General features: G+C 68.2%; 25 protein-coding genes and 2 CRISPR repeat arrays. Of the genes, 6 read left to right on the forward strand and 19 right to left on the reverse strand.

Annotation, left to right across the window (positions count from 1 at the left end; genetic code table 11):
• Positions 1–91 precede the first annotated feature (91 nt).
• From FHR84_RS02420 to FHR84_RS02440, 5 genes are all read right to left on the reverse strand, one after another.
• On the reverse strand, positions 92–541 hold the full coding sequence (locus tag FHR84_RS02420; protein WP_179533758.1) for a hypothetical protein: 450 nt from the start codon (positions 539–541) through the stop codon (positions 92–94).
• A gap of 128 nt (positions 542–669) precedes the next feature.
• Complete coding sequence (locus tag FHR84_RS02425) at positions 670–921, reverse strand: hypothetical protein (protein ID WP_179533759.1); 252 nt, start codon at positions 919–921, stop codon at positions 670–672.
• Between the two features lie 372 nt (positions 922–1293).
• Entirely contained in the window at positions 1294–1995 is a 702-nt protein-coding gene (locus FHR84_RS02430) for a hypothetical protein (RefSeq protein ID WP_179533760.1), read from the reverse strand.
• A 722-nt stretch (positions 1996–2717) separates the two neighbouring features.
• Positions 2718–3311 carry a hypothetical protein gene (locus tag FHR84_RS02435; RefSeq protein WP_179533761.1) on the reverse strand — a complete coding sequence of 198 codons (594 nt, stop codon included), beginning with the start codon at positions 3309–3311 and terminating at the stop codon, positions 2718–2720.
• 306 nt (positions 3312–3617) lie between these two features.
• Positions 3618–3881, reverse strand: coding sequence for a hypothetical protein (locus FHR84_RS02440; RefSeq protein ID WP_179533762.1), 264 nt, complete (start codon positions 3879–3881; stop codon positions 3618–3620).
• Positions 3882–4141: 260 nt separating this feature from the next.
• Between FHR84_RS02440 and FHR84_RS02445 the strand changes: the two genes are divergently transcribed.
• Positions 4142–4378 carry a hypothetical protein gene (locus FHR84_RS02445; RefSeq protein ID WP_179533763.1) on the forward strand — a complete coding sequence of 79 codons (237 nt, stop codon included), beginning with the start codon at positions 4142–4144 and terminating at the stop codon, positions 4376–4378.
• Positions 4379–4468: 90 nt separating this feature from the next.
• A CRISPR array of direct repeats spans positions 4469–5713; the repeat unit is 25 nt; unit sequence GGCTCACCCCCGCTTGCGCGGGGAA.
• A gap of 676 nt (positions 5714–6389) precedes the next feature.
• Here FHR84_RS02445 and FHR84_RS02450 read toward each other — a convergent pair.
• The 14 genes from FHR84_RS02450 to FHR84_RS02515 all read right to left on the reverse strand — a co-directional run bounded on the left by FHR84_RS02450 (position 6390) and on the right by FHR84_RS02515 (position 20038).
• Positions 6390–6566, reverse strand: coding sequence for a hypothetical protein (locus tag FHR84_RS02450; protein WP_179533764.1), 177 nt, complete (start codon positions 6564–6566; stop codon positions 6390–6392).
• Positions 6559–6804 (reverse strand): hypothetical protein, encoded by a 246-nt coding sequence (locus FHR84_RS02455; protein ID WP_179533765.1) that lies wholly within the window; start codon positions 6802–6804, stop codon positions 6559–6561. Before FHR84_RS02455 ends, FHR84_RS02450 begins: the two co-directional genes overlap by 8 nt.
• A gap of 45 nt (positions 6805–6849) precedes the next feature.
• Positions 6850–8088: a helix-turn-helix domain-containing protein gene (locus tag FHR84_RS02460; RefSeq protein ID WP_179533766.1), complete on the reverse strand. Its 1239-nt coding sequence runs from the start codon at positions 8086–8088 to the stop codon at positions 6850–6852.
• 323 nt (positions 8089–8411) lie between these two features.
• Positions 8412–9665: a methyltransferase, FxLD system gene (gene fxlM / locus FHR84_RS02465; RefSeq protein WP_179533767.1), complete on the reverse strand. Its 1254-nt coding sequence runs from the start codon at positions 9663–9665 to the stop codon at positions 8412–8414.
• Positions 9666–9693: 28 nt separating this feature from the next.
• On the reverse strand, positions 9694–9891 hold the full coding sequence (locus FHR84_RS02470) for a hypothetical protein (RefSeq protein WP_179533768.1): 198 nt from the start codon (positions 9889–9891) through the stop codon (positions 9694–9696).
• Between the two features lie 288 nt (positions 9892–10179).
• A complete protein-coding gene (locus FHR84_RS02475) occupies positions 10180–11430 on the reverse strand; it encodes a hypothetical protein (RefSeq protein ID WP_179533769.1) in 1251 nt (416 codons plus the stop codon).
• A 13-nt stretch (positions 11431–11443) separates the two neighbouring features.
• Positions 11444–12277: a thiopeptide-type bacteriocin biosynthesis protein gene (locus FHR84_RS02480; RefSeq protein WP_179533770.1), complete on the reverse strand. Its 834-nt coding sequence runs from the start codon at positions 12275–12277 to the stop codon at positions 11444–11446.
• A gap of 19 nt (positions 12278–12296) precedes the next feature.
• A complete protein-coding gene (locus FHR84_RS02485) occupies positions 12297–13526 on the reverse strand; it encodes a lanthionine synthetase LanC family protein (protein WP_179533771.1) in 1230 nt (409 codons plus the stop codon).
• The gene (locus FHR84_RS02490) at positions 13523–16591 is read right to left on the reverse strand and encodes a lantibiotic dehydratase (RefSeq protein ID WP_179533772.1); all 3069 of its coding nucleotides are present in this window, start codon (positions 16589–16591) and stop codon (positions 13523–13525) included. Before FHR84_RS02490 ends, FHR84_RS02485 begins: the two co-directional genes overlap by 4 nt.
• 94 nt (positions 16592–16685) lie before the next feature.
• Positions 16686–16892 carry an FxLD family lanthipeptide gene (locus tag FHR84_RS02495; RefSeq protein WP_246300094.1) on the reverse strand — a complete coding sequence of 69 codons (207 nt, stop codon included), beginning with the start codon at positions 16890–16892 and terminating at the stop codon, positions 16686–16688.
• A 48-nt stretch (positions 16893–16940) separates the two neighbouring features.
• Entirely contained in the window at positions 16941–18512 is a 1572-nt protein-coding gene (gene fxlM / locus FHR84_RS02500) for a methyltransferase, FxLD system (protein WP_179533773.1), read from the reverse strand.
• Positions 18513–18575: 63 nt separating this feature from the next.
• Positions 18576–18731: an FxLD family lanthipeptide gene (locus FHR84_RS02505; RefSeq protein WP_179533774.1), complete on the reverse strand. Its 156-nt coding sequence runs from the start codon at positions 18729–18731 to the stop codon at positions 18576–18578.
• Positions 18732–18912: 181 nt separating this feature from the next.
• Positions 18913–19104, reverse strand: coding sequence for a DUF397 domain-containing protein (locus FHR84_RS02510; RefSeq protein WP_245695568.1), 192 nt, complete (start codon positions 19102–19104; stop codon positions 18913–18915).
• Between the two features lie 37 nt (positions 19105–19141).
• Entirely contained in the window at positions 19142–20038 is an 897-nt protein-coding gene (locus FHR84_RS02515) for a helix-turn-helix domain-containing protein (RefSeq protein WP_179533775.1), read from the reverse strand.
• 587 nt (positions 20039–20625) lie between these two features.
• On the opposite strand from FHR84_RS02515, the gene FHR84_RS02520 reads away from it, so the two are divergent.
• The 5 genes from FHR84_RS02520 to FHR84_RS21925 all read left to right on the forward strand — a co-directional run bounded on the left by FHR84_RS02520 (position 20626) and on the right by FHR84_RS21925 (position 22821).
• Complete coding sequence (locus tag FHR84_RS02520; protein WP_179533776.1) at positions 20626–20895, forward strand: hypothetical protein; 270 nt, start codon at positions 20626–20628, stop codon at positions 20893–20895.
• Between the two features lie 367 nt (positions 20896–21262).
• On the forward strand, positions 21263–21607 hold the full coding sequence (locus FHR84_RS02525) for a hypothetical protein (protein ID WP_179533777.1): 345 nt from the start codon (positions 21263–21265) through the stop codon (positions 21605–21607).
• Positions 21604–21996, forward strand: a complete 393-nt coding sequence (locus FHR84_RS02530; protein ID WP_017975661.1) for a RapZ C-terminal domain-containing protein — start codon at positions 21604–21606, stop codon at positions 21994–21996. The genes FHR84_RS02525 and FHR84_RS02530 overlap by 4 nt, the downstream gene beginning before the upstream one ends.
• A 73-nt stretch (positions 21997–22069) precedes the next feature.
• Positions 22070–22501 (forward strand): 2'-5' RNA ligase family protein, encoded by a 432-nt coding sequence (locus FHR84_RS21920; protein ID WP_218861870.1) that lies wholly within the window; start codon positions 22070–22072, stop codon positions 22499–22501.
• A 26-nt stretch (positions 22502–22527) separates the two neighbouring features.
• Positions 22528–22821, forward strand: a complete 294-nt coding sequence (locus tag FHR84_RS21925) for a 2'-5' RNA ligase family protein (RefSeq protein ID WP_343075132.1) — start codon at positions 22528–22530, stop codon at positions 22819–22821.
• Between the two features lie 85 nt (positions 22822–22906).
• Positions 22907–23240: a CRISPR direct-repeat array (repeat unit 29 nt; unit sequence GGGCTCACCCCCGCTCGCGCGGGGACTTC).
• Positions 23241–23609: the final 369 nt, after the last annotated feature.

Raw genomic sequence — 23609 nt, forward strand, 5'->3', positions numbered from 1 at the left:
ACTCGCCGCAGTCGTGCTGGCGTGCGAACACCCAGCGTCGGACGAGCCCTGCCCGTGCCCGAAGCCGTCTGGTCGGGGGTGATGCGCTGGGTCAGTACACGCGGAACCCGTTGCACCGCGCGGCGGTGCGCAGGAACGGGATCACGTCGTCGGCGAACTCGTCCGGATGCGCGGCCCCGTCAGCGATCGTGTGCTCGTAGGCCTGCACTGCGGCGGCGCATTCGGCGGCGGTGACGTGCCACCCGTCGTTGGAGTCGAACTTGTGCAGCGGGATCCCCGTGCCGCTGCCGCCGTGGGCGGACAGAGTTTCTTCCAGCTGGGCCAGGTACGTCCGGGCCTGCTCGGTAACCGGTGAGCCCTCCTCGGAGAAGTCCTCACCGGACAGGTGGCAGGAGTCGGGGAATTCGGGCCTGTCGCTGGCGAACGCCATGCCCAGATCCACCATGTGCTGACTAGTGGCCAGCATGCTGAAGACGGAGCGGCGCAGGTAGCGGTGCGGGTGCTGGCCGGTAATGCCCTGCACGAACATGTCGAAACCCATGAGACATCCTCTTTCGTTCGGAAGTACTGAGGCGGGGTGGTCGGTTCCCGCCCGCGCGTCGACGGCACGGGTCCGTCGACACGCGGCCGAGCCGGCAGGCACTGCTGTGTGCTGCCGGTGGCGCCGTTTCAGCGGAAGCAGTGATGTTGCGCTGCGGCCAGTTCGTCGGCGAGGTCCGGTGGGACGAGTGCCCACTGGTGGGCGGTTGTCACCACGACCTGCGGGTCGGTGATCCGGTCGTAGGGATCGCCGCGGTCGACCAGAGTCGCCTTGTTGGCGCCTTGTACGTGGATGACGAACGTGGCGAACAGGCGGTGCCAGCCCACGGTGACCGCGCTCGCGCCGGTGCTTGTACGGGCAGGCAGGGAGTAGTAGCTCATGGCGGGCTCTTTCCGCAGGAGACGGCAACGACGCTCCGTTGCGAGGCGGATGTGGCGTGCCTCGGTGGAGCGCACTCGTGACGCCCCACCGCCGGGGCAAGGGGCAAGCGCGCTCCGTTCAGCGCTTGCCCCGGCCCGGTGGTGGGGCAGAGTGCGCACCGCTCCACCGAGCACACCGGCACGTCCCGGCCCGCCGGCGTCCACGTCGCTGCCTGCTGCGGCCGAGAACGGGCTTAACGGTGGTGGCGAAGCCTCGGGGCTCAGGCGCAGCGCGCGTGCAGCGGTGCGCCCTGGAGCGGGCCGCCGTAGAACAGCGACCCACCTGCCCGTCCGGGCGAACGAGCCTGTCCGCGCTTCCGGCGGTGCTCGTGTTCAGTGGTCCGGCCCTTCCGATGTGGACGAAGGATGGCTCTCAGCTCGGACGATGCTGTCGAGCCAGGCTTCGAACCAGGCGGGCTTGGTGGCGTTGCTCGAGGTGTGGTGGGTGTGCCAGTCGGGCAGCTCGGCGGCGAGCAGGTTCGTCGCGACCGGGTGCCAGCGGTGGTGGCGCCCGTGGGCGCGTTCGAACACGGTGTAGCGATCGGTATCACCGTCGACGCGGCTGCACACCACGGCCCGATCTCCCAGCGTGATGAACTGGCTGGTGGGGGTGCAGTCAACGGAGCGCTCGATGTGCACCACGGTCAGCACCGCCGCCCCCTCCGGAGTGGACACCTCGACGGCGTGGTGCCAGTCCCATACCGCGAGCACGGCCCGGCCGTTGCCGGCGACGTGCTGACGTCCCAGGTGCCCTGCGGTACGGGTGCAGCGATACCCGTCCTGGTTGACGGTGTCGCAGCGGTGGTGGTGACTCACCCCGCGAGCACCGTCGGTGGCATCGAGCATGCCCGAGGTGCACACATCATCCAGCGCCGAACCGCACCCGTCGCAGGTGTGCCACCAGCGCGGGTTGTCCTGGCGGCACCGGCAGGCCCACAGCAGCTGAGCCTGGCGTGCCCTCCGGCGGATGATCGCCTCGTCGTGCTCATCGGCGACGTTCAACAGCGCGGCCAGCGTGTTCGTGACAGCGTCCATCATGGGCTCCTCGGGAAGAAAACGCCGGGACACGCGTGACGGCGTGCCCCGGCGAACAAGCAGGAACGAGGTGCGCATCCACCAGCACGTTGTGGTGGGGTATTGCGCTAGTCTGCTGGGGGAAGAGGTTCTCTTTCGCTCGGAAAACAGATATTTCCGGTCGTGCGGAGTCGGTCGGTCTCGCACGCGTCGCTTCCGGCGTGGCTCTGGTGCTCGGTGGGAGGCACTTCGTGCAGCCCCGGCGCAGGGGCAGCATGCGGCACCGCCCAGCCGAGCACATCGAGCCGTGCCGAGGTCATCTCGACGAGTCGCCAGTAGGTCAGCCGTCGTTGCGGGCGGCCTCGAACAATTCCCGGGCCAGCTGTTCGGCCTCGTCGGCATCCTCAGCGGCCACGGATGTGGCCACCCGCTGGTAGCCGCCCTCCTCACCGGGGTCAGCGTCCTGACAGCTGACCCGACCGGCGATGATCCCGGCGATCAGCGTCTCGTCGGGGCAGTCGTTGTTCCGCAGCCCAAATACAGTTCAGGAGGGAATCTCGGGATCGCTCCGTGCTTGTCTGCTGTCGGTACTGGCCTGCGATATCGTCTCGTGCTGCTGGGGCATGGGAATCCTCTTTCGATCGGATACGCACCGAAGGTGGTGGGGCGGCTGATCGAGTCCGCCCCACCGCGGGGAAGCGCCATCACGTGCTCGTGGCCGTTCCCGACGTGAGGTGGAAAGTTCACGCTGTGGCCGGTGTGGAAGGAGCGGAACCGGGGTCGCGCGGGAGAGGCTGTGCGGCGTAGGTGCACGTGACCCGTTCGCCGTGGTGCCGACCGGAACATGCGATCGGTCCGAGCGCACGATCGGCTACGGTGAGCTTGGTGCGCATCAGGGATTCGGCGTCGTCGATGCGAGCTCCGTGCAGTCGTTCGCGGTGTTGCCGGTTGGTGTCGATCTCCGACTGCTCGGGGAACGCCGTTGCCCACATGCGAAAGACCAGCCCTTCGGCTGCTGTGTTGATCGGCGTGGCCATCGCCACGCCACACAGGGCGATGACGATTTCGGCCGCCGTGCCGGGACGGGTGTCCTTGCCGGTCGCGACCCGGTCGAGCAGTTCGCGGCAGTGTCCCCGGTAGACGAACTCGGTGTTCATCCGCTCGCTGGTCGGGCGCAGGAGCGTGAAGCTGTGATGGAGTGTGTCCGCGGCGTGCGGGTGACGTTGCTGAGCCGTGCGGATCTCGTCTTCGCTCCAGCTCATCTGTTCGAATACGGGAGCACATGCCTGGAACGTGACCCGCAGGATTTCGGTGAGCGCCGTCGATTCGGTGGACATGGTGGTTTCCTCCGTCACTCGGTTGTTTGTGCAGGCAGTAGGGAATCGACCGGTGACCTCACGCCGGTGCTGACCTCGTGGATTCCGGAACTACGGGCGCGATTGAGGCGACTTTCACTGCGTGAAAATCGGTCGGGGTGGTGTGGCGCATGCGGAACAGAGATTTCTGATTTCCACGTGGGGCTAGGTTTTCGAGCAGGAAATTCCCGGAATGTCGGGATCTGGGTCTGATAAGCGGATGATCAGCTCGGCCGCAGTCGACCGTGCTCGGGGCGGGATGGATCGGCTTGGTGGCCGTTCCTGGTCCTATTCGTCGCTGAGCCCGAGATAGATGTCCGACCAGCACTCGCTCGTATCGTCCAGCCCGTCCTCAGGTACGGGAAGGAGGTGAGCTTCATGGCAGTCCCGGCAGCGTCCGTTGACGCTGATCGTCATTTCTTTCCCGCAGGACGGGCAGTACTCCCGAAAAACAGGAAAACCGTCCTCGTCCAGCCCGTCGTAGGAGATCCATTTCCGGCCGGTCCATTCCGCGTGGGTGGGAACCGCGTGCGGACGTGAAGATGAGTCCATCGATACTCTCCCCTCCAGGAGAACCGACCTGCTGTGGCCGGTGATTGTGTTCTCGGCTGATGCCGACTCGACGCGGGACGGGAGGAAGCCTCAAGCCGCCAGAGCGCGATGTTTTCGGTAGCGAGGAACGAGCGAACGAAAACTCGCGCGTGGCTTGAGGCGAACGACCGGCCCGCGTAGGCATCAACTCAGCCGAGAACACGCCGGCCTCAGGAAAGTCTTCCGCCGCTGCCCTACCCGAACCGGGTTACGTGGTTCGTGTGGACGTCAAGCAGACCGGAGTGATCTCTGTGACGGGGCAGGATGGCTCGTTCGCGGACGAGGAGCCGATCAGGACCGTCATGCTGGGCGGTAGCTACCCGGCACATCGCTGTGGACGGCTGCTCGCGAATGGCCTCCACCAGAACCTACCCGATAAAAAGGGCCGCACTGCCCATTGTTCGCCCGAACATGGGGCTCCTTCGTTGCGCACGGCATTTCCGGTATCCAGCAAGTGATTTCTGGCAACGGGGCGCGCTATCGAGCACGAGTCCTCGACAAGGTCGTGGGAAACCGGCGATCGTGTCCCGCCACTGCTACGTCCGGTGAGCTCACCCCCGCTTGCGCGGGGAAAGCCGGAGCGGCCACTGCTGTTCCCACCCTGGCCGGGACTCACCCCCGCTTGCGCGGGGAATCCGGGCAGCTCAATCGTCCGGATGGTCAAGGCACCGGCTCACCCCCGCTTGCGCGGGGAAACCCGTGGCGGGAGCTGTTGCAGGAGATGCTGCGGTGGCTCACCCCCGCTTGCGCGGGGAACCCCGGGCCGCGCTCAACAGGATCGAGCTCGTGCTGGGCTCACCCCCGCTTGCGCGGGGAAACCAGCTCGATGATCCGCTCGGCGTAGTCCTTGCTAGGCTCACCCCCGCTTGCGCGGGGAAACCCGTAGCTCGTAAACAACGGCATCCCCGGATCCAGGCTCACCCCCGCTTGCGCGGGGAAACCCGTGCCGGCGGCGTCGGTGGTGTCGCCGGTCTGGGCTCACCCCCGCTTGCGCGGGGAAACCGTAATCCACCACCACATCGGACGACTCGGCGCGGGCTCACCCCCGCTTGCGCGGGGAAACCATCGACACCATGCTCGTCACCGCTGGTGAGCGGGGCTCACCCCCGCTTGCGCGGGGAAACCGCTCGGAGTGCCGTAACCGAAAGCGAGGATGCCGGCTCACCCCCGCTTGCGCGGGGAAACCTGAAATACTGTTTTGATGCCGTCCCACAGGCCCGGCTCACCCCCGCTTGCGCGGGGAAACCCGGGTGGTTGCCCAGTCCTGCCGGGACTCGGGGGGCTCACCCCCGCTTGCGCGGGGAATCCGTCTCGGTGTTGACGGTGATCGTGCACCGGCAGGGCTCACCCCCGCTTGCGCGGGGAAACCATCACGACCCGCCAGGAGACCGAACGCCCGCGGGGCTCACCCCCGCTTGCGCGGGGAATCCGAGGCCCGCCCGGTGGGCGAGGACCAGGAACTCGGCTCACCCCCGCTTGCGCGGGGAATCCAAGGAATGGTGGGACGAAAACGGCCGGATGACGGGCTCACCCCCGCTTGCGCGGGGAATCCGGAGCACGGAAAACCGCTCACGCCTCAACTACGGGCTCACCCCCGCTTGCGCGGGGAATCCCACGTACGTCGTGCCTACCTTCAGGGCGCGCCAGACTCACCCCCGCTTGCGCGGGGAATCCTCCCGTCACAGCTCAAGCTGTGACGGAGTCGCCGGCTCACCCCCGCTTGCGCGGGGAATCCTCGCCAGAGCTGCCGGAGTTCCCGCCGCCGGTCGGCTCACCCCCGCTTGCGCGGGGAATCCCCTTTTTGTGCTGGGAAAATCAGAGTGGTTTACCGTTTTGTGATCTTGTGGGGTGCTTGCGTGTTGTGACGTCGGAAGCTGCGGGTAGGGGCATTGACGATCAGTCTGCCACCGATGGCGCGGTTGGTGTAGCAGCATGGCCGTCTGGTCTCGTAGCAGCATGTGAACACTGGCTGCTACGCGGATCTCGTGGCCGGGTGACTCGGGAACACTGCACCACTACCGTGCCGTGGTCGTCAGGTACGACGAACTCGTCGTCTACCACGAAGACACCGCGACTATCATCGAAATCGCTGGTCAAGCTGGTTCCATCGTTTTCCTGCGCCGATGGGGTCGTCGAAAGCTCCTGGGGCTGGACCAACCAGCACTGCCGCAGCTTCTGCGGCTACGAACGTCTGTCCGAATGCCATGAAGCTATCGTCCGCTGCTCCATGGTCAACACCACCAGCAGGCGCCTCACCCCGCTGGGGAACGGCTGTTGGGGGAGAAGAGTTGTTGTTCCAGGTGGGTAGGCGGTCGAGGCCGCCAGTGTTGTGTCGCGAGGTGGCGTTCCTGCGGGGCAGTGGAGGGGACAGCGGTTCGGTCGCTGTGGCCGGTGACCGGTGGTATGGGCAGCCACGGGAGGAGGACGGAGGCGAGTGCATTTCCGGTGTGCGAGGTGTGCGGTTTCTTGTTACTGCTGTGCTCGTAGGAGGTCCCGGACGCGGATGAGCAGGTGCACATCGGTGCACGGTGTGGCTGGCTCGATGAGTTGCCCGGACCACGACAGCCGCCGGTCGAGCTGTGCTCCTTCGGAGGTCTGCGGTTCCCGTTGCGGCAGTTCGGACGGGTGCGGGGCCGCGTCAGTCACGGCAGGACACCCCGCACAGGTGTGCCCGGGCATAGCGGGTGATGTCGGCCCGGACGCACTCGTCGCAGCCGAGCACGGCGTGGGTGGGCTTGTCCGGAGTGGACACGGTGAGTCCGCACAGAGTGCGTTCAAGCTCGTCGGAGCAGTCCCGGTAATGCGCTGTACCGGTCGCGTCGGTCCAGGTGGACTCCGACGGCAGGTGGAGTGGTGTGACGTCGCACTGTGTCATGGTGATCACGCTAAGCATGATTGCTCGTGTGGAGTTGCCACGCTGGCAACGTCCTCACCGCAGACCGAAGCGACGGGCCAGGCTGGTCAATTCCCACGAGGGCCGCGCGGCTCGACGGGTCAGTTGGGCGATGAGCTCACGGGCGAGGGGATCGGGGCGGAGCCGTTGCGGGGCGATGCGGTCGGCGGCATCGAGATGTCGGACGGCCTCGGCGTCACGTGTTCGGTCGTGCTGGGTCAGTGCCCGGGCCAGGTCGAAGTGGATCGACGAGGCGCGTTCTCGGCTGCCGAGCGCGGTCACGTCCAGCCCCGCGCGCATCACCTCGTCGTAGACCCGCGGGCCCTCACCCAGTTCGATGCCGGTGCTCAGTCGCCAGGCGGCCGCGTTGCTCGGGCCGAAATGCTGACGCATCCCGTCCTGTTCGCCGGTGTGGGCAGCGATCCGGTCGGCCTCGTCGAGATGGAGATGGGCCTGCTCGCCGTCGCCCTGCCGGGCGGCGGTACGAGCGAGCTGGAGATGCAGCAGCCCGGTCATCTCGGCGGTCAGCGTGTCGGTGTTCGACCACCGCACCGTCGGGGACAGCTCGGTGATCCCCTCGGTCAGCACTGTCGTGGCACGGGTGCGGGCGGCGGTGCTGGTCAGTTCCAGGGACCAGTACCAGCGGGCGAAGCCGGCCAGGCCAGGATCGCCGCCGCGTTGCGCGAGATCGTGGCCGCGTCGAGCCGCCGCGGCCGCCAGGTCGATGTTGCCTCCTCGGCTGGACACCACTCCGGCGACGAAGCAGGCGAGTACTGCCGCGCGGACGGCCGTACGGCGATCGGCTGCCGAGCTGGTCCACAGCTGTGCCTGCGATTCGGCCACCAGAGTGGCCGCCTCCCGCGCCGCACGGTGGTACTGGGCCTGCGCGCAATCCGCGTTGGCGGCATCCACGGTGTGCACCAGCTTCGACAACGGTCTGGGGGCCACGTCCGGGAGGTCGTCGGCGTCGTAGGTGTGCAGCACCGCCCGGATCTCGGCGAGAGCATCGTGCGTCTGCTCGTGATCGTCGTGGGACGACGCCATGGGAGCCCCCGTGATGTCCGCGATCGAGCAGCCCAGGGCGCTGGCGAGGTCCTCGATCAAACCTCGCCGGTCGAACTGGCGATGCCCGGACTCCAAGCGACTCAGGTAACTCTTGGAGATCCCGGCCAGCCCGGCGACGACCTCCAGACCGAGTCCGCGTCGCCGCCGAATCATGCGAACTCGCGCACCGAGATCGGCCGAGGTCAGTGCGCCCGCGCTGCGGTTGGTCATCTCGTCTGCTCCTCATTGTGCGCCGCTGCCTCCCCGATGTCCCGTGTCGCAGCGGCGAAGGAGCCTGCTCCGGGAGTCGGCGGGATGTTCGCGGCGGGGCTGGCCATGGTGGTGGCGAAGTCGTTTCGCGTGCCTGTCGGCGGTGGTGGGCAGCAACCCGTGCAGCTGGCGGGGAGGTCTTCGGCGGGTGTGGCACTCGGAGAGGCCCGGAACTCAGCGTGGTCGGGGGAGCCGCTGTGCAGGGCCCTGTCTCGTGAGTGGGGTCCTCGAGTGCGGGAGGCGTCTTCGGGTCTGGAATCGACAGGGGATCGGCGGGGGAGTCGTCAGAAGTGCCGGTGGTCCTCCGCTAGCTGGTCGGGTTCGGGAGCGTAGGTGACGGCGACTCGGCTGTGGCGCTTCTCGATGGTGGCGCCGTGATCGTGCTCGGTGCTTGTCGAGTCCGCGGGGTAGGCGATGAGGGTGGGCCGCTGCTCGCGGGCGTGTGCCCAGTGTCCGATCACCTCGACCAGCCGGTCGGCCAGTGCGGCTGCGTTTGGTCCGTGGCCGATCGCGCCGAGTTCCCAGCGGGACCCTTCTTCGGTGCGGTGCCGGTGCTGGGTCACGTAGGCCAGCGACTCGCCGTCGGCGAGTGCGGGGGAGCGCATCGGTGCCAGTGGGGCGACCAGTTCGCGGGGCACGTTCGGGTGCGCGTTGATGCGGCAGGTGCGGCTGTCTTCGGCGGTCAGCCGCAGCCAGATCCCGTCGAAGGGCTCGTTGGCGACCATCATGTGCCCGGACCAGCGACTGGTGTGCGGGGTGTCGAGCACGCCACGCAGCTTGGCGGAGTTGATCGGCTGGTCGCGGTCCCAGTGCAGGCTCACGGTGCCGTCGTCGGTGATCGGCGCGGTTCGTTCGCCTTCGGTGTCCCCGGTCAGGGGGACGAAGCCGCACAGCTCCACACCATCGGAGACGAGCTTTCCGCCTCGCTCGGCCAGCGCCACTGCGCGGGTTTGGCCGCGCCAGCGCAGCGGCAGCACCATCCGCCCGGTGGGGGTGAGCTGCTGCCACCAGCTCGGGGGAATGTCCCAGGGGGAGACGGTGGCGATGATCCGGTCGTACGGGCCGTTCTCGGGCGCGCCGTGGGTGCCGTCGCCGGTGACGACGTGTGTGTGGCCGTGTCCGGCAGCGTCGAGGTTGCGGCGTGCCTGCTCGGTCACCTCGGGGTCTGCGTCGATGGTGGTCACGAGTTGGGAGTCGCCGGTGAGTTCGGCCAGCAGTGCGGCGTTGTAGCCGGTGCCCGCGCCGATCTCGAGGACGCGGTGACCGGGGTGCACGTCGAGCTGGTCGAGCATCATCGCCACCACGAACGGGGCGCTGGCGCAGCTCAGGGAGGTGCCGTCGGCGAACCGGTGGGTGATGACTGCTTCGAACGGGTGGTAGGCGGTCTGGAGGTCGGCCTCGGGGACGAACTCGTGGCGGGGCATCTGCCGGAGCGCGCGTTCCACGCGCGGGTTCGTCGCGAAGCCGTCTCCTCGGACTTTCTCGACCATGCGGGCACGCAGTTCCTCGGCTGATGCGGCGGTGGCCTCGGTGTTCATCGTGTCCCTTCCTCGCTTCTTCGTCGTGTCAACCGTCCAGCAGCAGGCAGGCATCCCACCGCGTGACGGGGACCTGATCGGTGGTGGCGGTGTGCAGCGCCAGCCGGGCTCCTGCTTCTCCGGTGAGCAGGCCCGCCCCCGGTGAGGAGTGCTCGTCCAGCCGGTTCGTGAGTCGTTCGATCAGCATCGGCAGGTGCGCGCGGAGGCGCGGGGCGTGCTGGCTCATGCGCCAGGTGGTGTGCAGCAGCCCCGCCCACCCGTGGCAGAGGGAGACGTCTGTGAACTGGGCGAGCTGCCCGTTGTCGGCCCTGGTAACGACATCTAGCCGGGTCGGTAGCGGGCGTCGTACGGGGCGGTCGAGGCGAACAACTCGGCGGGGTCGTAGAAGAAGTTCAACAGTTCTCCAGTCACGGGGCACGGCTGTGTAGTCGCTGAGACGTGTCCCAGGGCTGACGAGCGGGGAAGTGACGTCAGCTCCCAGGGTGGATTTGCCACGTGCTGCCGTTTCACGGTCTTAGTAGCGAGGCATCCCTCGCGGCGCTGCCTCTGCCGTGTCTGTCGGTCCGGCCAGGTCATCGCCGAGTCCGCCCCGTGGTTGTGGGGCAGTCGTGCTGGGGTAGTTCCTTCGGGGCTGGTCGTGAGTTGACTGTTGTCGTGTGAGTGCGTGAGCCAGGCTGGTTTCGCTTCTGGCTATCGCGTCGGTGAGTTCGGTGAGGGGCTCGGCTGGTGCTTCCTCGCCGTGGTGGAGGCCGGCGGTGGTGATGATGTGGGTTAGCGCGCGCTGGTCGGTGTCGGACATGTTCTGCGCGCAGGCTGGGTGGGTGAGCACGTCGTGGGCGGCGTAGGCGTCTGCCGCGGTGATGGCTTGTCGGATGATGTCGGTGGTGATTGGTGTGTGGTTGGTGAGGTCGAGTACGCATAGACCGAGGCGGCAGCGAAACACCGGTGGTGTGGACTGGTGGGGGAGTGCGAGGTAGCGCTCGACCATGTCCGTGTCAGCTGGTTGGGTGTCGCGTTCTGCGGTGGTCAGGCACAGCGTGGTGAGGTAGGACGCGACGGCTTGTTCCCACGTTTCCGGGGTGGAGCTGTGTGCGAGCAGGTCGAGGGCGTGCTCGTGGTCGTCGTTGACGATGCGGGTGAGGACGGCGACTTGTCTGCCGTCGAGCATGCGGTCGCCGATACCTTTGTGGCGTTCGAGGTGTTCGAGCGCGTCGTTCCATCGTCCGGCTCGGGTCAGGGCTCGGGTGCCGTCGGCCAGCAGCACTGTCCAGAGGAATCGGACGAGGTCGCCTCGTGCTGCTCTGTGATCGTCGGTGAGGTCGGTGAGGTCGATGTTCCGACCGTCGATCGTGGTCGCCGTTCTCGTGCGCAGGGCTTGGTAGACGTGGGTGAGCAGCTGGTGCGCACGGTTGCCGTGGCCGTTGCGGATGTGCAGTCGGCCGAGGTTGACCAGGGGTTGCAGGGCGAGTTTGGCCGTTGTCGGTGCCAGCGGCCGGTGGGCGTGGAAGAGGTCGAATTGTCGCCGGCACAGCTGGTGGGCGCGGTCGGGCAGGCCGCAGTCGCTGAGGATGAGCGCGGCCTTGTTGCAGGCTTCGGCGGCGGTGGTGATGCGTTGTTCCGGTGGGCCGTGCGCGGCGGTGTGGGCGAGGTGGTTGATCTCGTCGACGCGTTCGGTGAGTGCTCGGCAGGCGGGCCGTGGCCGTGGCAGGAGCGGGAACCACGAGGCGAGTCGTTCGTGGAGGTGGTCGTTGCTGGAGAGAGGCATCGCGGGGGTCCGATCAGTCGAAGACGAGCGTGGCCGCGGCGTGGGCGAGCAGGGTCTGGTTGGCCGGGCTGAGACCGAAGCGGTTGAACGCGAACAGGGCGTGGTGGGCCAGCACGGCGCGCAGCCCGCGCTCGAGGACGCCCTCGCGGGCCAAGCGGGCTAGCTGTGTGCCCGCGTCGTCGAAGGCGGTGAACCAGTCCGCCGCGACGGCGAGGTCGCTGGTGGGGTCGCATGCCAGCTGCGCGGTGTCGACGGTCATCAGGCGACGTAGCGCGGGGTGCAGCGCGTGCACGGTCTCCGGTGGGAGCTCGTGGATCGGGCGACGGTTCTGTGCGATCCGGGCCCAGATGTCTCCCTGCTCGTACCAGTCCTGCCCGGCCGCGCGGAACAGACGGCTGCACAGCAGCATCGCCAGCTCTCGGCGCCCTACGATCCCTTCCGCGGCGCCGAGATGGTTGAGGTAGGTCAGGACGTGGTGGCTGTCCTGGTGGAACAGGGTGTGGGCCAGCGCCATGCCGGCGGTTCCGCCGAAGGCGTGGACCTCGGGTTCGTAGATGACCGGCGTGGCCCGGGGAAAGTGCGTGTGGAGGAGGGCGAGCGCCTCGGAGGCGGTGTCCTCGTCCGGTGCCTGGATGCGCACTCGCCAGCACGGGAGCGTGGCTTCGCGCGGGGCGAGGCCGCTGTGGCTATCGGGGACCTGTTCGGCTTTGCGAGTGAAGAACCAGGCCTCGATCAGTCCGGCGTGGCTGGCTTCGGTGAGGGCGGGCCCGAGGTGGGTCACCGCGGTGTGTTCGACGGTGTCCCAGTCGTCGAATCGGACGTTGAGTTGGCGCCAGGACGGGGTCACGCGATGGCTCCTTGTCGGGTCAGGCCAGCAGCAGACAGGCGTCCCAGCCGGTGTGCGGATCCTGGTGGGTGCCGAGGGTGTGCAGGGCCAGCGCGATACCGGCGGATCCGTCGAGGAATTCGGGATCCGACGGGGGTGGTGACAGCCGTGCGAGGAGCCGCTGGCACAGGTGGGGCAGTTCGCCGGTGATCTCGCCGGTGTCGGCGTCGGCGGCCATGCGCCAGGCGGTCTGGCCGATTCCGGCCAGGCCGTGGCACAGGCCGGTGTCGGTGACGCGGTCGAGCTGGTCGGGGTCACGCAGCAGGCCCAGCATCGCGGCCTCGGCGGTGCGTTGTCGGGCGGTGTCGCCGGTGGCGATCCCGGCGAGTTGCAGTGCGCGGGCCAGCCCGGCGGTGCCGTAGCACCAGCGCGGCGCTTGCCGCTGGGAGGGATCGATCTGTCCGGTCTCGACGTTGGCGCGGCTGATCACTCCGGGCCACCAGGGGCCCGGTTGTTGCCAGGTGTCGAGCCAGCTGCAGATCCGTTCGAGCGCGTCGCGCTGGCCGTCGACAGCCACACCGCGCAGCAGGGCCAGGGACAACAGCGCCAGCGGTGCGGCGATGCCGTGGGACAGGCCGATGTTGCCGTGCCCACCGGGGAAATCGGCGGTGATTTCTCCGTTGGGCGAGACCTCGGTCCACCATCCTGGTAGGCCGTCCGAGGTGGACGGCAGGGGTTCGGTCAGCCGGACGAGGTAGTTCAGCACGGCGCGGGTGATGGCGTGCCGGCGGTGGTGGCGCAGGTGGTAGGCGCCGAGCCCGGCCAGGCCCCGGAAGAGGTCGAACTCGGCCAGCAGGGGGCGCTGGCCCCGGTCGAGACGCGCGTGGGCCAGGGTGAGACGGGCCCGGGTCAGCTCGACGGTCTTGCTGTCCAGCGCGGCCAGCACGGGGGGACACCGGCGGGGATCGTCGGCGACCGAGCGGGTGAGAAACCCCAGCGCCGGTGCCCCGTAGAACAGGGTCGCGTTGCGGCCGGTGGAGACTTCCTCGCGTGCGGCCGCGGTCAGCCAGGCGCGGGCGGTGTCCCAGCTGCCGCGGCCGCTGCGGGCACGTTCGAGGTGCAGCAGCGCGAGGCCGACCGCGCCGCCGAGCAGCGATTGCGGCCGAGTGCGGCCCACGCCGCCGTGCGGGTAGAGCGTGTGCGGGTCGGAAAGGGGCTCGGCGAGCTCATCGACCGCGGCGAGGACGTCGACGGTGTTGAGGGTGTTCACGGGGCTCCCTGGGTGCGGGCGGTCCAGCTCAGAGCGGCGGCGCGGGCCAGGCGCAGGCACGTCCGCTCGGTCTCGGGCGCCACGCCGGTCATGCGCACGTGGTGCAGGTGCAGCAGGTCGGTCAGCACGCCGGCGGGTTCGCGGTGCCCGGACTCGGTCAGGGCGCTGCGGTAGGCGGTCAGCGCTGTCCGACGCCGGTGCCAGGCGGCCGCGAGGTCCTCGCCGCCCGGCAGGGCGCGTACCGCGGCCCAGTCCTCGCGTGGCTCGGCCAGCCGCAGTGCCTGCTCGCGCAGGACTCGCTCGGGGGCCGGGCCCGAGGGGGTGTGGGCGTGCTCGATCAGCCACCGCATTCCGGTGGCCGGATCGTCGTGGAACGAGCACACGAGGTGGACCATGCTCGCCGCGGTCAGAGCCAGCGGCCGAGCACCGTCGTGGTGCTCGACAGCGTGCAGCTGGGCGAGCACCGCGCTCGAATCGGCGGCGAAGACCGACTCGGCGGCCCGCATCGCCGTTCCGGCGCCGAACCGGCCGGTTTCGGGACAGTAGGTGTCGACCTGGGCGCGGCCTACGAGCCCCCGTTGGCGCAGCTGGGTGAGCCAGGTGTTGACCCTGGCCAGAGCAGGGGCGCTCTCGTCGTGCTGGCCGGTCCGGATCCGCAGCCGCAGGTGCGGATCCGGGTCGGCATAGCGCACGAACCACCACTCCGGCGCGGTGTCCCAGCTCGACAGCAGCTCGGGCAGATGATTCGTGAGCACCGTGTTCTGCCGGTGGGGGTGCCCGTAGAGCTTGAGGTAGAGCCAGGACTCGCTGCCGGGCAGGTGCCCGTGCTCGCGGTCGAGGTGCTGGGCCGACCACCTCGGCGGTGAGGCGGCCGTGGTGGTGGTCGCCAGCGGGATCACCACCTCGTGGGCGTGCCCGTCGAACCAGCCGAGCTCCTCGTCGGCCGGTGCTTCCCGCAGGGTGACTTCTCCCGTGCGTTCCAGCTCGGTGCGCAGCAGGGACACGTGCGCCGGAGTGTGCAGGTGCAACCGCATCCGCTGATCGCTGTCACCGAGAGAGACCAGCTCCGGCACGGCGAAGTGCTGCCGCCACGCTTGAAAGCCCTGCATCCAGTCCTGCCACGAGGCCCCGGAACCGGGAAGGTCGCTTGCTTCCAACCGCCACCGCGCTGGTGCCAGGATCGTGCGGCGGTAGCGCACTCGGGGCAGAAACGGCAGCCGAGCCGCCGCTGCCCACGAGAACGGCACGCACGGCCTGGCACGGGCGGTGCTGAGCTCGGTGACGAACCGCACGAGCGGATGCGCGTGGCCGACCATCTCCACCGCGTTGAAGCCCACCGGTTCGACCGGACGCTGCTGGGACAGCGACAGCAGCACCAGCCGTTCGGCGTCGGCGGTGACGGCGAGATCGTCCAACGGCACCACGTCGTGACCCGACTCGCGGTGTTCGCCCAGCGAGACCACCGCGGGCAGCACCTGCCGACTGCGAGCGACGTTGTCGGTGCGCGCATACAGCGCCGGCGCCGAGATCTGGGCCGGGCGCGCGTTCGCACACACTGTGGGCAGTTCGGCACAGGCCGCGGCCGCACGCTGCTGGTCCTCGCCGTCGAGCAGGTCGAAAAAGCGGCCGGTGGTGGCTCCGGCCGAGCGTGAGACCCCGGCCAGAGCCAGCTCGAACTCGCCGCGATCAAGGGCGTCCCGCGTCCGGGCCCGCACCTGCACGCGCAGCTCGGTGTGCGGTTGGACCGCTGTCTCCCTCGTCCCCGTGCTCTCGAGACGACTGATCGTGGCCTCGTCGAGCACGATTTCGGTACGGCCTTCCCAGGCGGCTCGCTGGGCCAGGGCCAGCAACTCCGCATCCCGCTCCGTGGCCGGAGCGGACTCCGGTGCGTCCCACGGGCAGTCGCGGTAACCGGAGGGGAAACCGAGTCCGGTATCGGCCACCAGCTCGGCCACCGGCACGACCGCTCGTGGTCCGTACCGTTCCAGGAACCGACCGTGGTACTGCCGCCACGCCGGGGTTCCGAACGGCTCCGGAGCCAGCCGCACCAGCGCTGCGGCCGCGGCCTCGGCCTCCCGGGCCACCCCCTGCGGCAGGGCCAGGTCGCAGTCCAACCGCAGATCCACCCCGACCGGCCGCTGGCTCGGCGTCAGCCGGGTCATCGCCCGCGATAGCCCGGCGCGGCGCTGGTCTGCTCGGGTCGGTGCGCCAACGGTGTTGTGCCCCACCACGTCCTGGTGGATGGCACGGAGCTGGGCCACCTGCCCCGACACCCCGGCCGCCGTGTCGGCCTCGACCTCGTCCAGCGCCGCCACGACGTGGGCCAGGGGGTCGGTGACCGTCATGGGCGGCCGCAACTGGGTGATCAGGAATCCCTGCTCGACAAGGGCCGCCAGCATCGGCTCCACCGCGGCGGCGGAGGCGTTGACCGCGGCCGCGACCTTCTCGGCCGCCTCGCACACCCGGATCGGCGCGGCCACGGCCCGCATGATGGCCCGCACCACCCGGCTGTGGCGCACCGAGACTTCCCCCAGCCCGGTGGCCTCGTCGGAGCGGCGCTGCCAGCTCAGCACCATCCTGCCGTCGCGGACCACGGCCGCCGAGTTCGCCACGACCAACAGCCGGGAACACAGCTGCGGATCGGACTCCAGCTCCGCCAGCACCGCCGACAACCACTCCGCATCGACCCGCGCCACCGCCCGATGCCGGTCGCCCCAGCGCAGTGTCGTGGCGCGGCCGAACCGGGCGGCGGCCACCCCCGCGAACAACCCGAACGGGGTCGCCCGAGTGGTGGCACGCAGCAGATACCGCATCATCGAACTCGTCGCGCGACGAACCTCGCGGACACGCTGCTCCTCGCCCGCGCAGATCGCACGCACACGACCGGCCAGCACCGGGCTGGCCAGCTCCACGGCCACCGCGAACTCCTCAACCGCCCACACCCGCCGTAACCACGAACACCACTGCCGCACGTGCGCATCCGTACTTCCGGTCAGATCCGGCCAGGCGACGCTGTCCACAGCGTGGGGAAGTACTGCCGCCCGAACGAGAGCGGCGTCAACCATCCTGTACAACTGCACCCCAAAGAAGAAAGCCGGGTGGCGACGCAGAACGCCCCGCCACCCGACATCACCACTGGTTCGTCACCGTCAACCCGGGTTACGGGCAGGTCTGCATGCAGGCCGACTCGCAAGTTTGGCCGCATCCGTCATCGGTGGGCCGCATGAGCTCCTCGACGATCGGACCGGACTCCGCGAAGCGGATATCGAGGTCGAAGTCCTCGACAGCAGGAGACTCGGCCCCCACATCGGCGTTGGCCTCGGCCACTCCCGGCACGGTGACCTCGGAGTCGGTGGAAACAGTCAACACAACCTCCATCATTCGGCAATCGTGGTTGCCGCAGGGCCCTGTCGGTCAGAGCTCCCGCGCTCCCGGCCAGGAGACGACGACACGCGTGTGCTTCTTCTCGATGACGCGTCCCCTGGGGAGTTCACTGGTCGGCCGCGTAGCGGGAAACACCTCGATACGCGCGCCGGGACCGCCGCGCAGATCGCGATCGAAGCGCCGCAACAGCTCGACGTAGTCCTCGGCCACAGCCTCTGCCTCGGGCCCGTGCGCGTACACGCCGTTCTCGAACGTGTCGCCGCCCTCGAGAGGCCGTTTCGTGCGATAGGCAAAAGACGCTCCGCGGATCAGCGTCGGCACGCCCCGCTGAGCCGACCGAGTTACGAGACCGCGTTCGATCGCGTCTTGCCGTGCCGCGAGCAGACCGAACACCGGCGCTTGCGTCGCGATCCAAAAGTGCGTCTCATCGGGGTAGCTGAATTCGACGTCCGGCCAACGCTCCAATCGTGGCTGCTGCAACGACTTCTGCAATCCGGTGACGTCGAGCAGCTGCTCTTCCTCGACCCGCAGCGCCACCTCGGACCCGTCGAGCGGGATCAGGCGTTCCTCGCGGGCGCTGGCACCCTGCATCGGAACGAACCCGCACAGGCGATATCCCGTGCTGACCAGGTGGTCCTCGTCGTGGGCGAACACCACCGACCGAGTCAGCCCCCGCATCCGCAGCGGGACCACGATCCGCCCGCCCGGCGCGAGCTGCTCGATCCAGGCCGGGGGGATGTCCCACGCGCCGGCCGTGACGATGATCCGGTCGTACGGCGCCTCCGGCGCATGTCCGTGCTCGGCGTCCCCGTGCACCACCCTGACCCGCTCGTAGCCGGCAGTCTGCAGGCAGCTGCGGGCACGTTCGACGATGTCGCCATCGATGTCGAGCGAGACGACCGTGCCGGCCTCGCCCACGAGTTCGGCGAGCAGGGCGGCGTTGTAGCCACCGCTGCCGACCTCCAGAACCCGCATTCCCGGTTGGAGCTGAGCCTGCTCCAGCATCGTGACCTGGATGTGGGTGGCCGACAGCGAGCTGGTGGCCAACCCCTGCTCGTCCCGCTTGGTCACCACAGCCTGGTTCGCCGCATACACGTCCTCCAGCGACTCGCCCGGTGCGAACAGGTGCCGCGGCACCGTTCGCAGCGCTTCCGCGACCGAATCACTATGCAGGTCGCCCCAGTCCTGCAGCTGGCGCACCATCGCCTCGCGAAGATCCTGCGCCTGATCTCTTTGTGTAGTCACGTGATCACTCTCCCAGTGCTGTTCGGTCACGAGTCTGTCGACTCGATGCTGCGGTTGTTCCGCGTGGTCGGTGAGGAGTTCGGTGCAGGCGCGGGCGAGGGGCACGGCTGCGGCGGGGCCGACGATGAGGTGGAGGGCGTTGTCTCGGTGGAGGCGTCCGAGTACCGCGGGGTGGTCGCGCGGTGCGGTGTCGTTGATGGCGTGGTGGTCGGCCAGGGTCAGGCGTAGTCGGGTGAGGCAGTGGGTGACCGTGACGACGTTGTCGCTGCCGCCGAGCAGGGGCAGCAGGTCGGTGGTGGTGCGGGCGGAGGCGCGCTGCACCCCCGTCCCGTGGTGTGCGTAGCCGCGGGTAGGCATCCCCACCTCCGTGGCCGAGAAGACGGGGGCTGGACAGTGCCTACCCCGGGGCAGGGAAAGTGCTCAGGCAGTCGTGGTGCAGGCCGACTTTTCGCAGGTGTGGTCACACCCGTCGTCGGTCTGGCAGGCCATTTCCCGAAACGGAACCTCTTCGGTCGTGACCTGCACATCCAGCTCGAACACGTCCTCGACCGTCTCGCCCGCGAGTGCTGCGGCCATGGGGCACCTCTTCCTTCTGGGGACAGCGGGGGCGAACCCCTCAGGTTTTAACGAAAGTGCGCTACGAACATGCTTAGCGCACTTTCGATGCTGTCGGCCAAAGAAGAAGTGATCAATCGTCCAAACGAGTGACGCCCTCGGTGACGGGCGGAGTCACCGAGGGCGTCTGGTGCTTACGCGTTCAGAGTTCGAACTTGCCGTCCCTGACGTTGGAGAGGAAGGAGGTCCATGCGTCGGCGGTGAAGACATGCGCGCCCTTCGAGCGGTCCTTGGTGTCCCGGACGGCGACGTGTCCTGGCGCGTAGCCGACCTCGACGCAGTTGCCGCTGGGCTCACTGAAGCTGGACTTGTGCCAGCCTGTGATGTTGTCCATCGAGATCATGATGGCTTGCCGCTCCTTCGGGTGTGGATCATGCGAATTCGGTGGCGACCCGGAGCAGGAAGTCCTTCGACTCCACCGGGTCGAGGGCTGCTCCCAGCAGCCCGTTCCACAACCCACTGTAGGTGGCCACGTCGTTGACCCCATCGAGGTAGTCCCCGTTGTTGTACTGCTCGATATAGACGAACTCCAGGGGTGGAGCGTTCGTGCCCGCAGCCGGGACACGGAAGCGCACGAACGGAAACGAGCTGGCCATCGCCGGGATCGCGGTGAACGGCAGGATGTGCAGATGCACCATCGGCAGTTCGGCGAGCTCGGCGAGATGCCGCAGCTGCCGGTGCATGATCGCTGAGTCGCCGTAGACGCGTCGGATCGCGGACTCGGACAACACCGCCGTGATCTCCGGAGCGTCCTCCTTGTCGAGGACGTGCTGCCGCTCCAGCCGGGCTTTGATGCGCTGCTCGGTTTCCTCGTCGCCGTAGCGGACGTTTTCGAACATCGCCCGCATGTACTCCTCGGTCTGAAACAGTGCGTAGACCACCTCTGTTTGGTAGATCTCCATCGCCTGCGCATCGGCTTCCAGGTCGACCGCGATCCGGAAGTGCTGTGGATGCGTGGCTCGGTACCCGCGCCATCGGCCGCGGTTCTCCGAACCTTTGTTGAGCTCGCAGAACTGTTCCGGATCGATCGGCTCACCGCCGTCGCGGGGTGTCCCGTCGTCGCGGGTGCCGATGTGGTCGCGGTAGTAGGTGACCAGTTCCCGCAGAGGTTTCTGCCGGATGCCGGTCAGGCCACGTTCCAGCTTGGAGACGACACTCCAGCTCCGTTCGATCACCTCGGCGGCATCGGTCAGTTCCAGCCCGGCTCGATCGCGCAGGTGTCGCAGCTCGTTGCCCAGCTGGAGCCGTCGCACTGTCGGGGTTGGCATGGGGTGATCCTCCCACTCCCGTGTGCGCCGGGAGCACGTCGGATTCAAAGTTCTCGCACTCATCGCATTGTCGTTTTGCACTTTCGGATATACGCTCAGCGGCAAGCGACAAAGCAAATCGCACATGCGATGAAAGGTTGCTCCGTGAACCCCCGCGCCACGCTCATCGGCCCCACAGCAGCGCTGCTGTGGACCGGCCCTGCCGCGTCGTCCGCCCGGTCACGCGGTCACCCCGAAGTGAGCATGGTCGGCCTTGTCCTGGGGCCAGTCAGGACGAGGTTGGCGGGGTCCGTGCTGTTGTTCGGTGCCGCGATCGGCCTCGGGCTGTGGTTCGAGGGCCGACGGGATCGAACGGGCCCGCACCGCCGAACGCGTCTCACGGATTCGGCGAGGCGCGTCTGTCCCCACAGGTTCCTGCCGTCGGCGACGGACAACGGGGTCCGTCGCCGACGGCGGGTGGACCCCGGCAGTTCACCCCTGTAGCTGCCGGGGAGAGGTCGGCTGCCGCTCGTGCTCGCTCTCGCCCCCCGACCGGGACGGTGCGGGCGGCAGCCGGCCCGTCCGTGATTTCTCGATGGAGCTCGCCCATGTCCATGCCGCTCGACGAACTCACCGCCGAGACCGCCTGTCCGTCACGAACCGGCCGGGGAGCGCACTATCCCCGCTTCCGCGACGGGATACCGGTGACCATGCCCGGAACGATTACCTCCCCGATGCGGCGGGAGGTGGTGCTGCTGTCGCTGTGCGGCACCGCGCACCTGCGCACACCACCCCGCGACAGGGAGCCACCGCGGCAGGTGTGCTCGTTGTGCCAACGTGCTCGCGCCGAGGCCGTCGACATCGCCCCGACAGCCTGACTCGGGACATGCCTCGCCGTCGCCGCGGACCGGCATGAGCTGTGCGAGACAAACGGGCACAGGGCGTCGGCGCACCGGCGCGGTTCAGCGATGCCGGCGGAGGCCATAGCGCCGAGCTCACGAACCGAGCACCGTTTCCGTGGTTTTCCCGGACGCGCGGCCACGGCGGTTCGATCCGCAGATCCCGACGATCTCGGCGCGTTGTTGAACAAGCTGCGCCGCTGGCCCCTCCTGAGATCACCCTGGGAATGAGGAGTGCGGCCGCGCACGGTGCGGCCAGCATCGGAAACATATCCCGATGAGCGCACACCGCTCGTCAACTCTGGACAGCCCACAAGATACCAACCATCGACAAGGAGCCGACACCATGAGCCAGCAACAGCAGGGCAATGAGCCGCACCGCTGGCGCGCCGTCATCAGAGACGTCGATCCCGAGGCGGTGTATCGCTCGGTGCGAGCCGTCAACGGATTCCGGAGCTGGGAAGACCCGCCACGCACGCTGTACCAGGTCGCTACGACCACTCTCGAAGTCGTGCACGACAGCGGCACATGGGCGTTGCTGATCAACGGGACCACCGCAGAGCGCGTTCGGGACACGGCCGCACGTCTGGGGTATCCGCACGAGGCTGTGGAACTCCGGTCGGTTCCAGAGCTCGCCGGACTGCCGGAGCTGGTGCGGCAGGCACGGATGCGGAAGGAAGGTGCGGCATGAGCGTCCCGCCGGTGCTGTACGTCGTGTCCTTCGGGTACGGCCACGGTGATCCTCCCGTGGCGAACCTCGTGATGGACGTGCGCTGGATGCCGAACCCGTTCCGCACAGCGGAGTTGAAAGACCTGTCCGGCCGGGATCAGTCGGTGCAGGAGTGGGTGTTCACACGCCTCGAGGTGGAGGGCTGGTTCCGCTCCGCGCTCGATGTCGTCGATCCGTTGATCCGCGCCGCGCGGGAACGGGACAGTCGCGCGGTGACGATGGCGTTCGGATGCCAGGGCGGGCACGACCGCAGCGTGGCCGTCGCCGAACGCTACTCGGACGCGCTGCGCCACGCCGGATACCGGGTGATGACCGAGCACCGCGACATCCACCATCGGGGAGGGCCGTGATTCGAAGGTGTGCAGCTGACCGCTGCCGGACCGCTACTTGTGGGCCGCGGAACGAGAGGTCCTCGGGTGTGTGATGTCGCTGGGGGCCAACCCGGTGACGGATGAGCAGCGGGTGCGGGTCAGGCTGGTCGGTGTGGGTAGTTCGTACAGTTCGATGTTCCCGGCCGATCCACCGGAAGATCACGAGGATCCGGTTGGTATCGCGGTCCACGATCAGGCCGCGTTCGAGCGAGTCGAGCGGATGCTGTGCCACTGGGACCGTCCACACCGGCGTTCCTATCACTGGATGATCACCCTGGACGAGCAGGAACCGGCCCGCGCGTTGAGCCGGCGTTGTCAGCAGCTGCTGCCCGCGGAAGGGCTCGATCTGGTTCCGCCGGAGAGTCTGCACCTGACCGTGCGCCGTCTGGGCTATGTCGATGAGGTGCCCGTGCCGACGTTGCGGGCCGCGGCCAGGGCCGTGGGGAACACTGCCGTGGGGTCGAGCCGTTTCGTCTGCAACTGATCCCGTTGGCCGGTTCTCCGGGGGCTGTGCGGTTCAGCGTTGCTCCGTGGTCTCCGCTGCTTGGGGTGTATCGCGCGGTGTCGACGGCCTCGGGCCATGCCGACATCGACCCGCTGCGGATGTACCGGCCCCATGTGGGTATTGCCTACAGCAATCGGGTGCAGTCACCGGAGGAGATCATTCGCTCTGTGCGCCGGGCACGGGCACTGCCTCCTGTCGAGGTCACCATCACTGAGCTGCGCCTGGTCGAACTCACCCGCGCCGATCACCACTACACCTGGCACGTCCTCGAGCGGTTTCCCACCACGGGAAACTGCTAGCTGCAGCGCCCGGTGAGTCTAGTCGTCTCGTGTGAGCGGGGAAACCCAGCAGCATGCGGGCCTGCTCGGCCGCGGCGGTCAGCCACGGCTCACCCCCGCTCGCGCGGGGACTTCCTCACGCACGCGCCCCATCTCACACCCCCAGAGGGCTCACCCCCGCTAGCGCGGGGACTTCACAACCTTCGACCACGCCTCACTACCAGGCTGCGGCTCACCCCCGCTCGCGCGGGGACTTCGCATGGGCAAGATCCAGCCCAAGATCAGTTGGGGGCTCACCCCCGCTCGCGCGGGGACTTCCGAAGATGATCGCTCCCGCCGGCGGTGGGCGCGGGCTCACCCCCGCTCGCGCGGGGACTTCAAGAGCAACCCGCATCCGGGCGGACTCGACGAGGGCTCACCCCCGCTCGCGCGGGGACTTCTCTTTTTGTGCTGGGAAAATCAGAGTGGTTTACCGTTTTGTGATTTTGTAGGGCGCTCGCTTGCCGTGACATCGGAAGGTGCGGGTAGGAACATCGGTGATCAGTCTGCCAGCGATGGCGTGGTTCGTGTAGCGTGCTGGTCTCGTAGCAGCGTCTGAACACTGGCTGATACGCGGCCTCAGAGCCAGAAGCGAGATCGGGAACATTCACCAGTGTGCCGTGGTCATCAGATACGACAAACTCGCCGTCCGCTACGAAGACACCGCGACCATCGTCGCCATCAACGACTGGCTCCAACTTCTAAGAGGGTGTCTCATATGGGGAGTTTTTGTAGCAGGTGAGGGTGAGTAAGGTGGTGAAGAGGTCGGC

Source organism: Actinopolyspora biskrensis (assembly GCF_013408175.1).
In the GTDB taxonomy this organism is placed as follows: domain Bacteria; phylum Actinomycetota; class Actinomycetes; order Mycobacteriales; family Pseudonocardiaceae; genus Actinopolyspora; species Actinopolyspora biskrensis.

Bases quoted from the DNA above. Each gene is read 5' to 3' on its own strand.
- FHR84_RS02470 (WP_179533768.1), bottom strand. From the start codon at position 9,891: ATGAGCCAGCACGCCCCGCGCCTCCGCGCGCACCTGCCGATGCTGATC.
- FHR84_RS02460 (WP_179533766.1), bottom strand. From the start codon at position 8,088: ATGACCAACCGCAGCGCGGGCGCACTGACCTCGGCCGATCTCGGTGCG.
- FHR84_RS02530 (WP_017975661.1), top strand. From the start codon at position 21,604: ATGAGCGTCCCGCCGGTGCTGTACGTCGTGTCCTTCGGGTACGGCCAC.
- FHR84_RS02435 (WP_179533761.1), bottom strand. From the start codon at position 3,311: ATGTCCACCGAATCGACGGCGCTCACCGAAATCCTGCGGGTCACGTTC.
- FHR84_RS02430 (WP_179533760.1), bottom strand. From the start codon at position 1,995: ATGGACGCTGTCACGAACACGCTGGCCGCGCTGTTGAACGTCGCCGAT.
- FHR84_RS02505 (WP_179533774.1), bottom strand. From the start codon at position 18,731: ATGGCCGCAGCACTCGCGGGCGAGACGGTCGAGGACGTGTTCGAGCTG.
- FHR84_RS02475 (WP_179533769.1), bottom strand. From the start codon at position 11,430: ATGCCTCTCTCCAGCAACGACCACCTCCACGAACGACTCGCCTCGTGG.
- FHR84_RS02525 (WP_179533777.1), top strand. From the start codon at position 21,263: ATGAGCCAGCAACAGCAGGGCAATGAGCCGCACCGCTGGCGCGCCGTC.
- fxlM (WP_179533773.1), bottom strand. From the start codon at position 18,512: ATGCCTACCCGCGGCTACGCACACCACGGGACGGGGGTGCAGCGCGCC.
- FHR84_RS02515 (WP_179533775.1), bottom strand. From the start codon at position 20,038: ATGCCAACCCCGACAGTGCGACGGCTCCAGCTGGGCAACGAGCTGCGA.
- FHR84_RS21920 (WP_218861870.1), top strand. From the start codon at position 22,070: ATGTCGCTGGGGGCCAACCCGGTGACGGATGAGCAGCGGGTGCGGGTC.
- FHR84_RS02520 (WP_179533776.1), top strand. From the start codon at position 20,626: ATGTCCATGCCGCTCGACGAACTCACCGCCGAGACCGCCTGTCCGTCA.
- FHR84_RS02440 (WP_179533762.1), bottom strand. From the start codon at position 3,881: ATGGACTCATCTTCACGTCCGCACGCGGTTCCCACCCACGCGGAATGG.
- FHR84_RS02490 (WP_179533772.1), bottom strand. From the start codon at position 16,591: ATGGTTGACGCCGCTCTCGTTCGGGCGGCAGTACTTCCCCACGCTGTG.
- FHR84_RS02425 (WP_179533759.1), bottom strand. From the start codon at position 921: ATGAGCTACTACTCCCTGCCTGCCCGTACAAGCACCGGCGCGAGCGCG.
- FHR84_RS02420 (WP_179533758.1), bottom strand. From the start codon at position 541: ATGGGTTTCGACATGTTCGTGCAGGGCATTACCGGCCAGCACCCGCAC.
- fxlM (WP_179533767.1), bottom strand. From the start codon at position 9,665: ATGAACACCGAGGCCACCGCCGCATCAGCCGAGGAACTGCGTGCCCGC.
- FHR84_RS02510 (WP_245695568.1), bottom strand. From the start codon at position 19,104: ATGGACAACATCACAGGCTGGCACAAGTCCAGCTTCAGTGAGCCCAGC.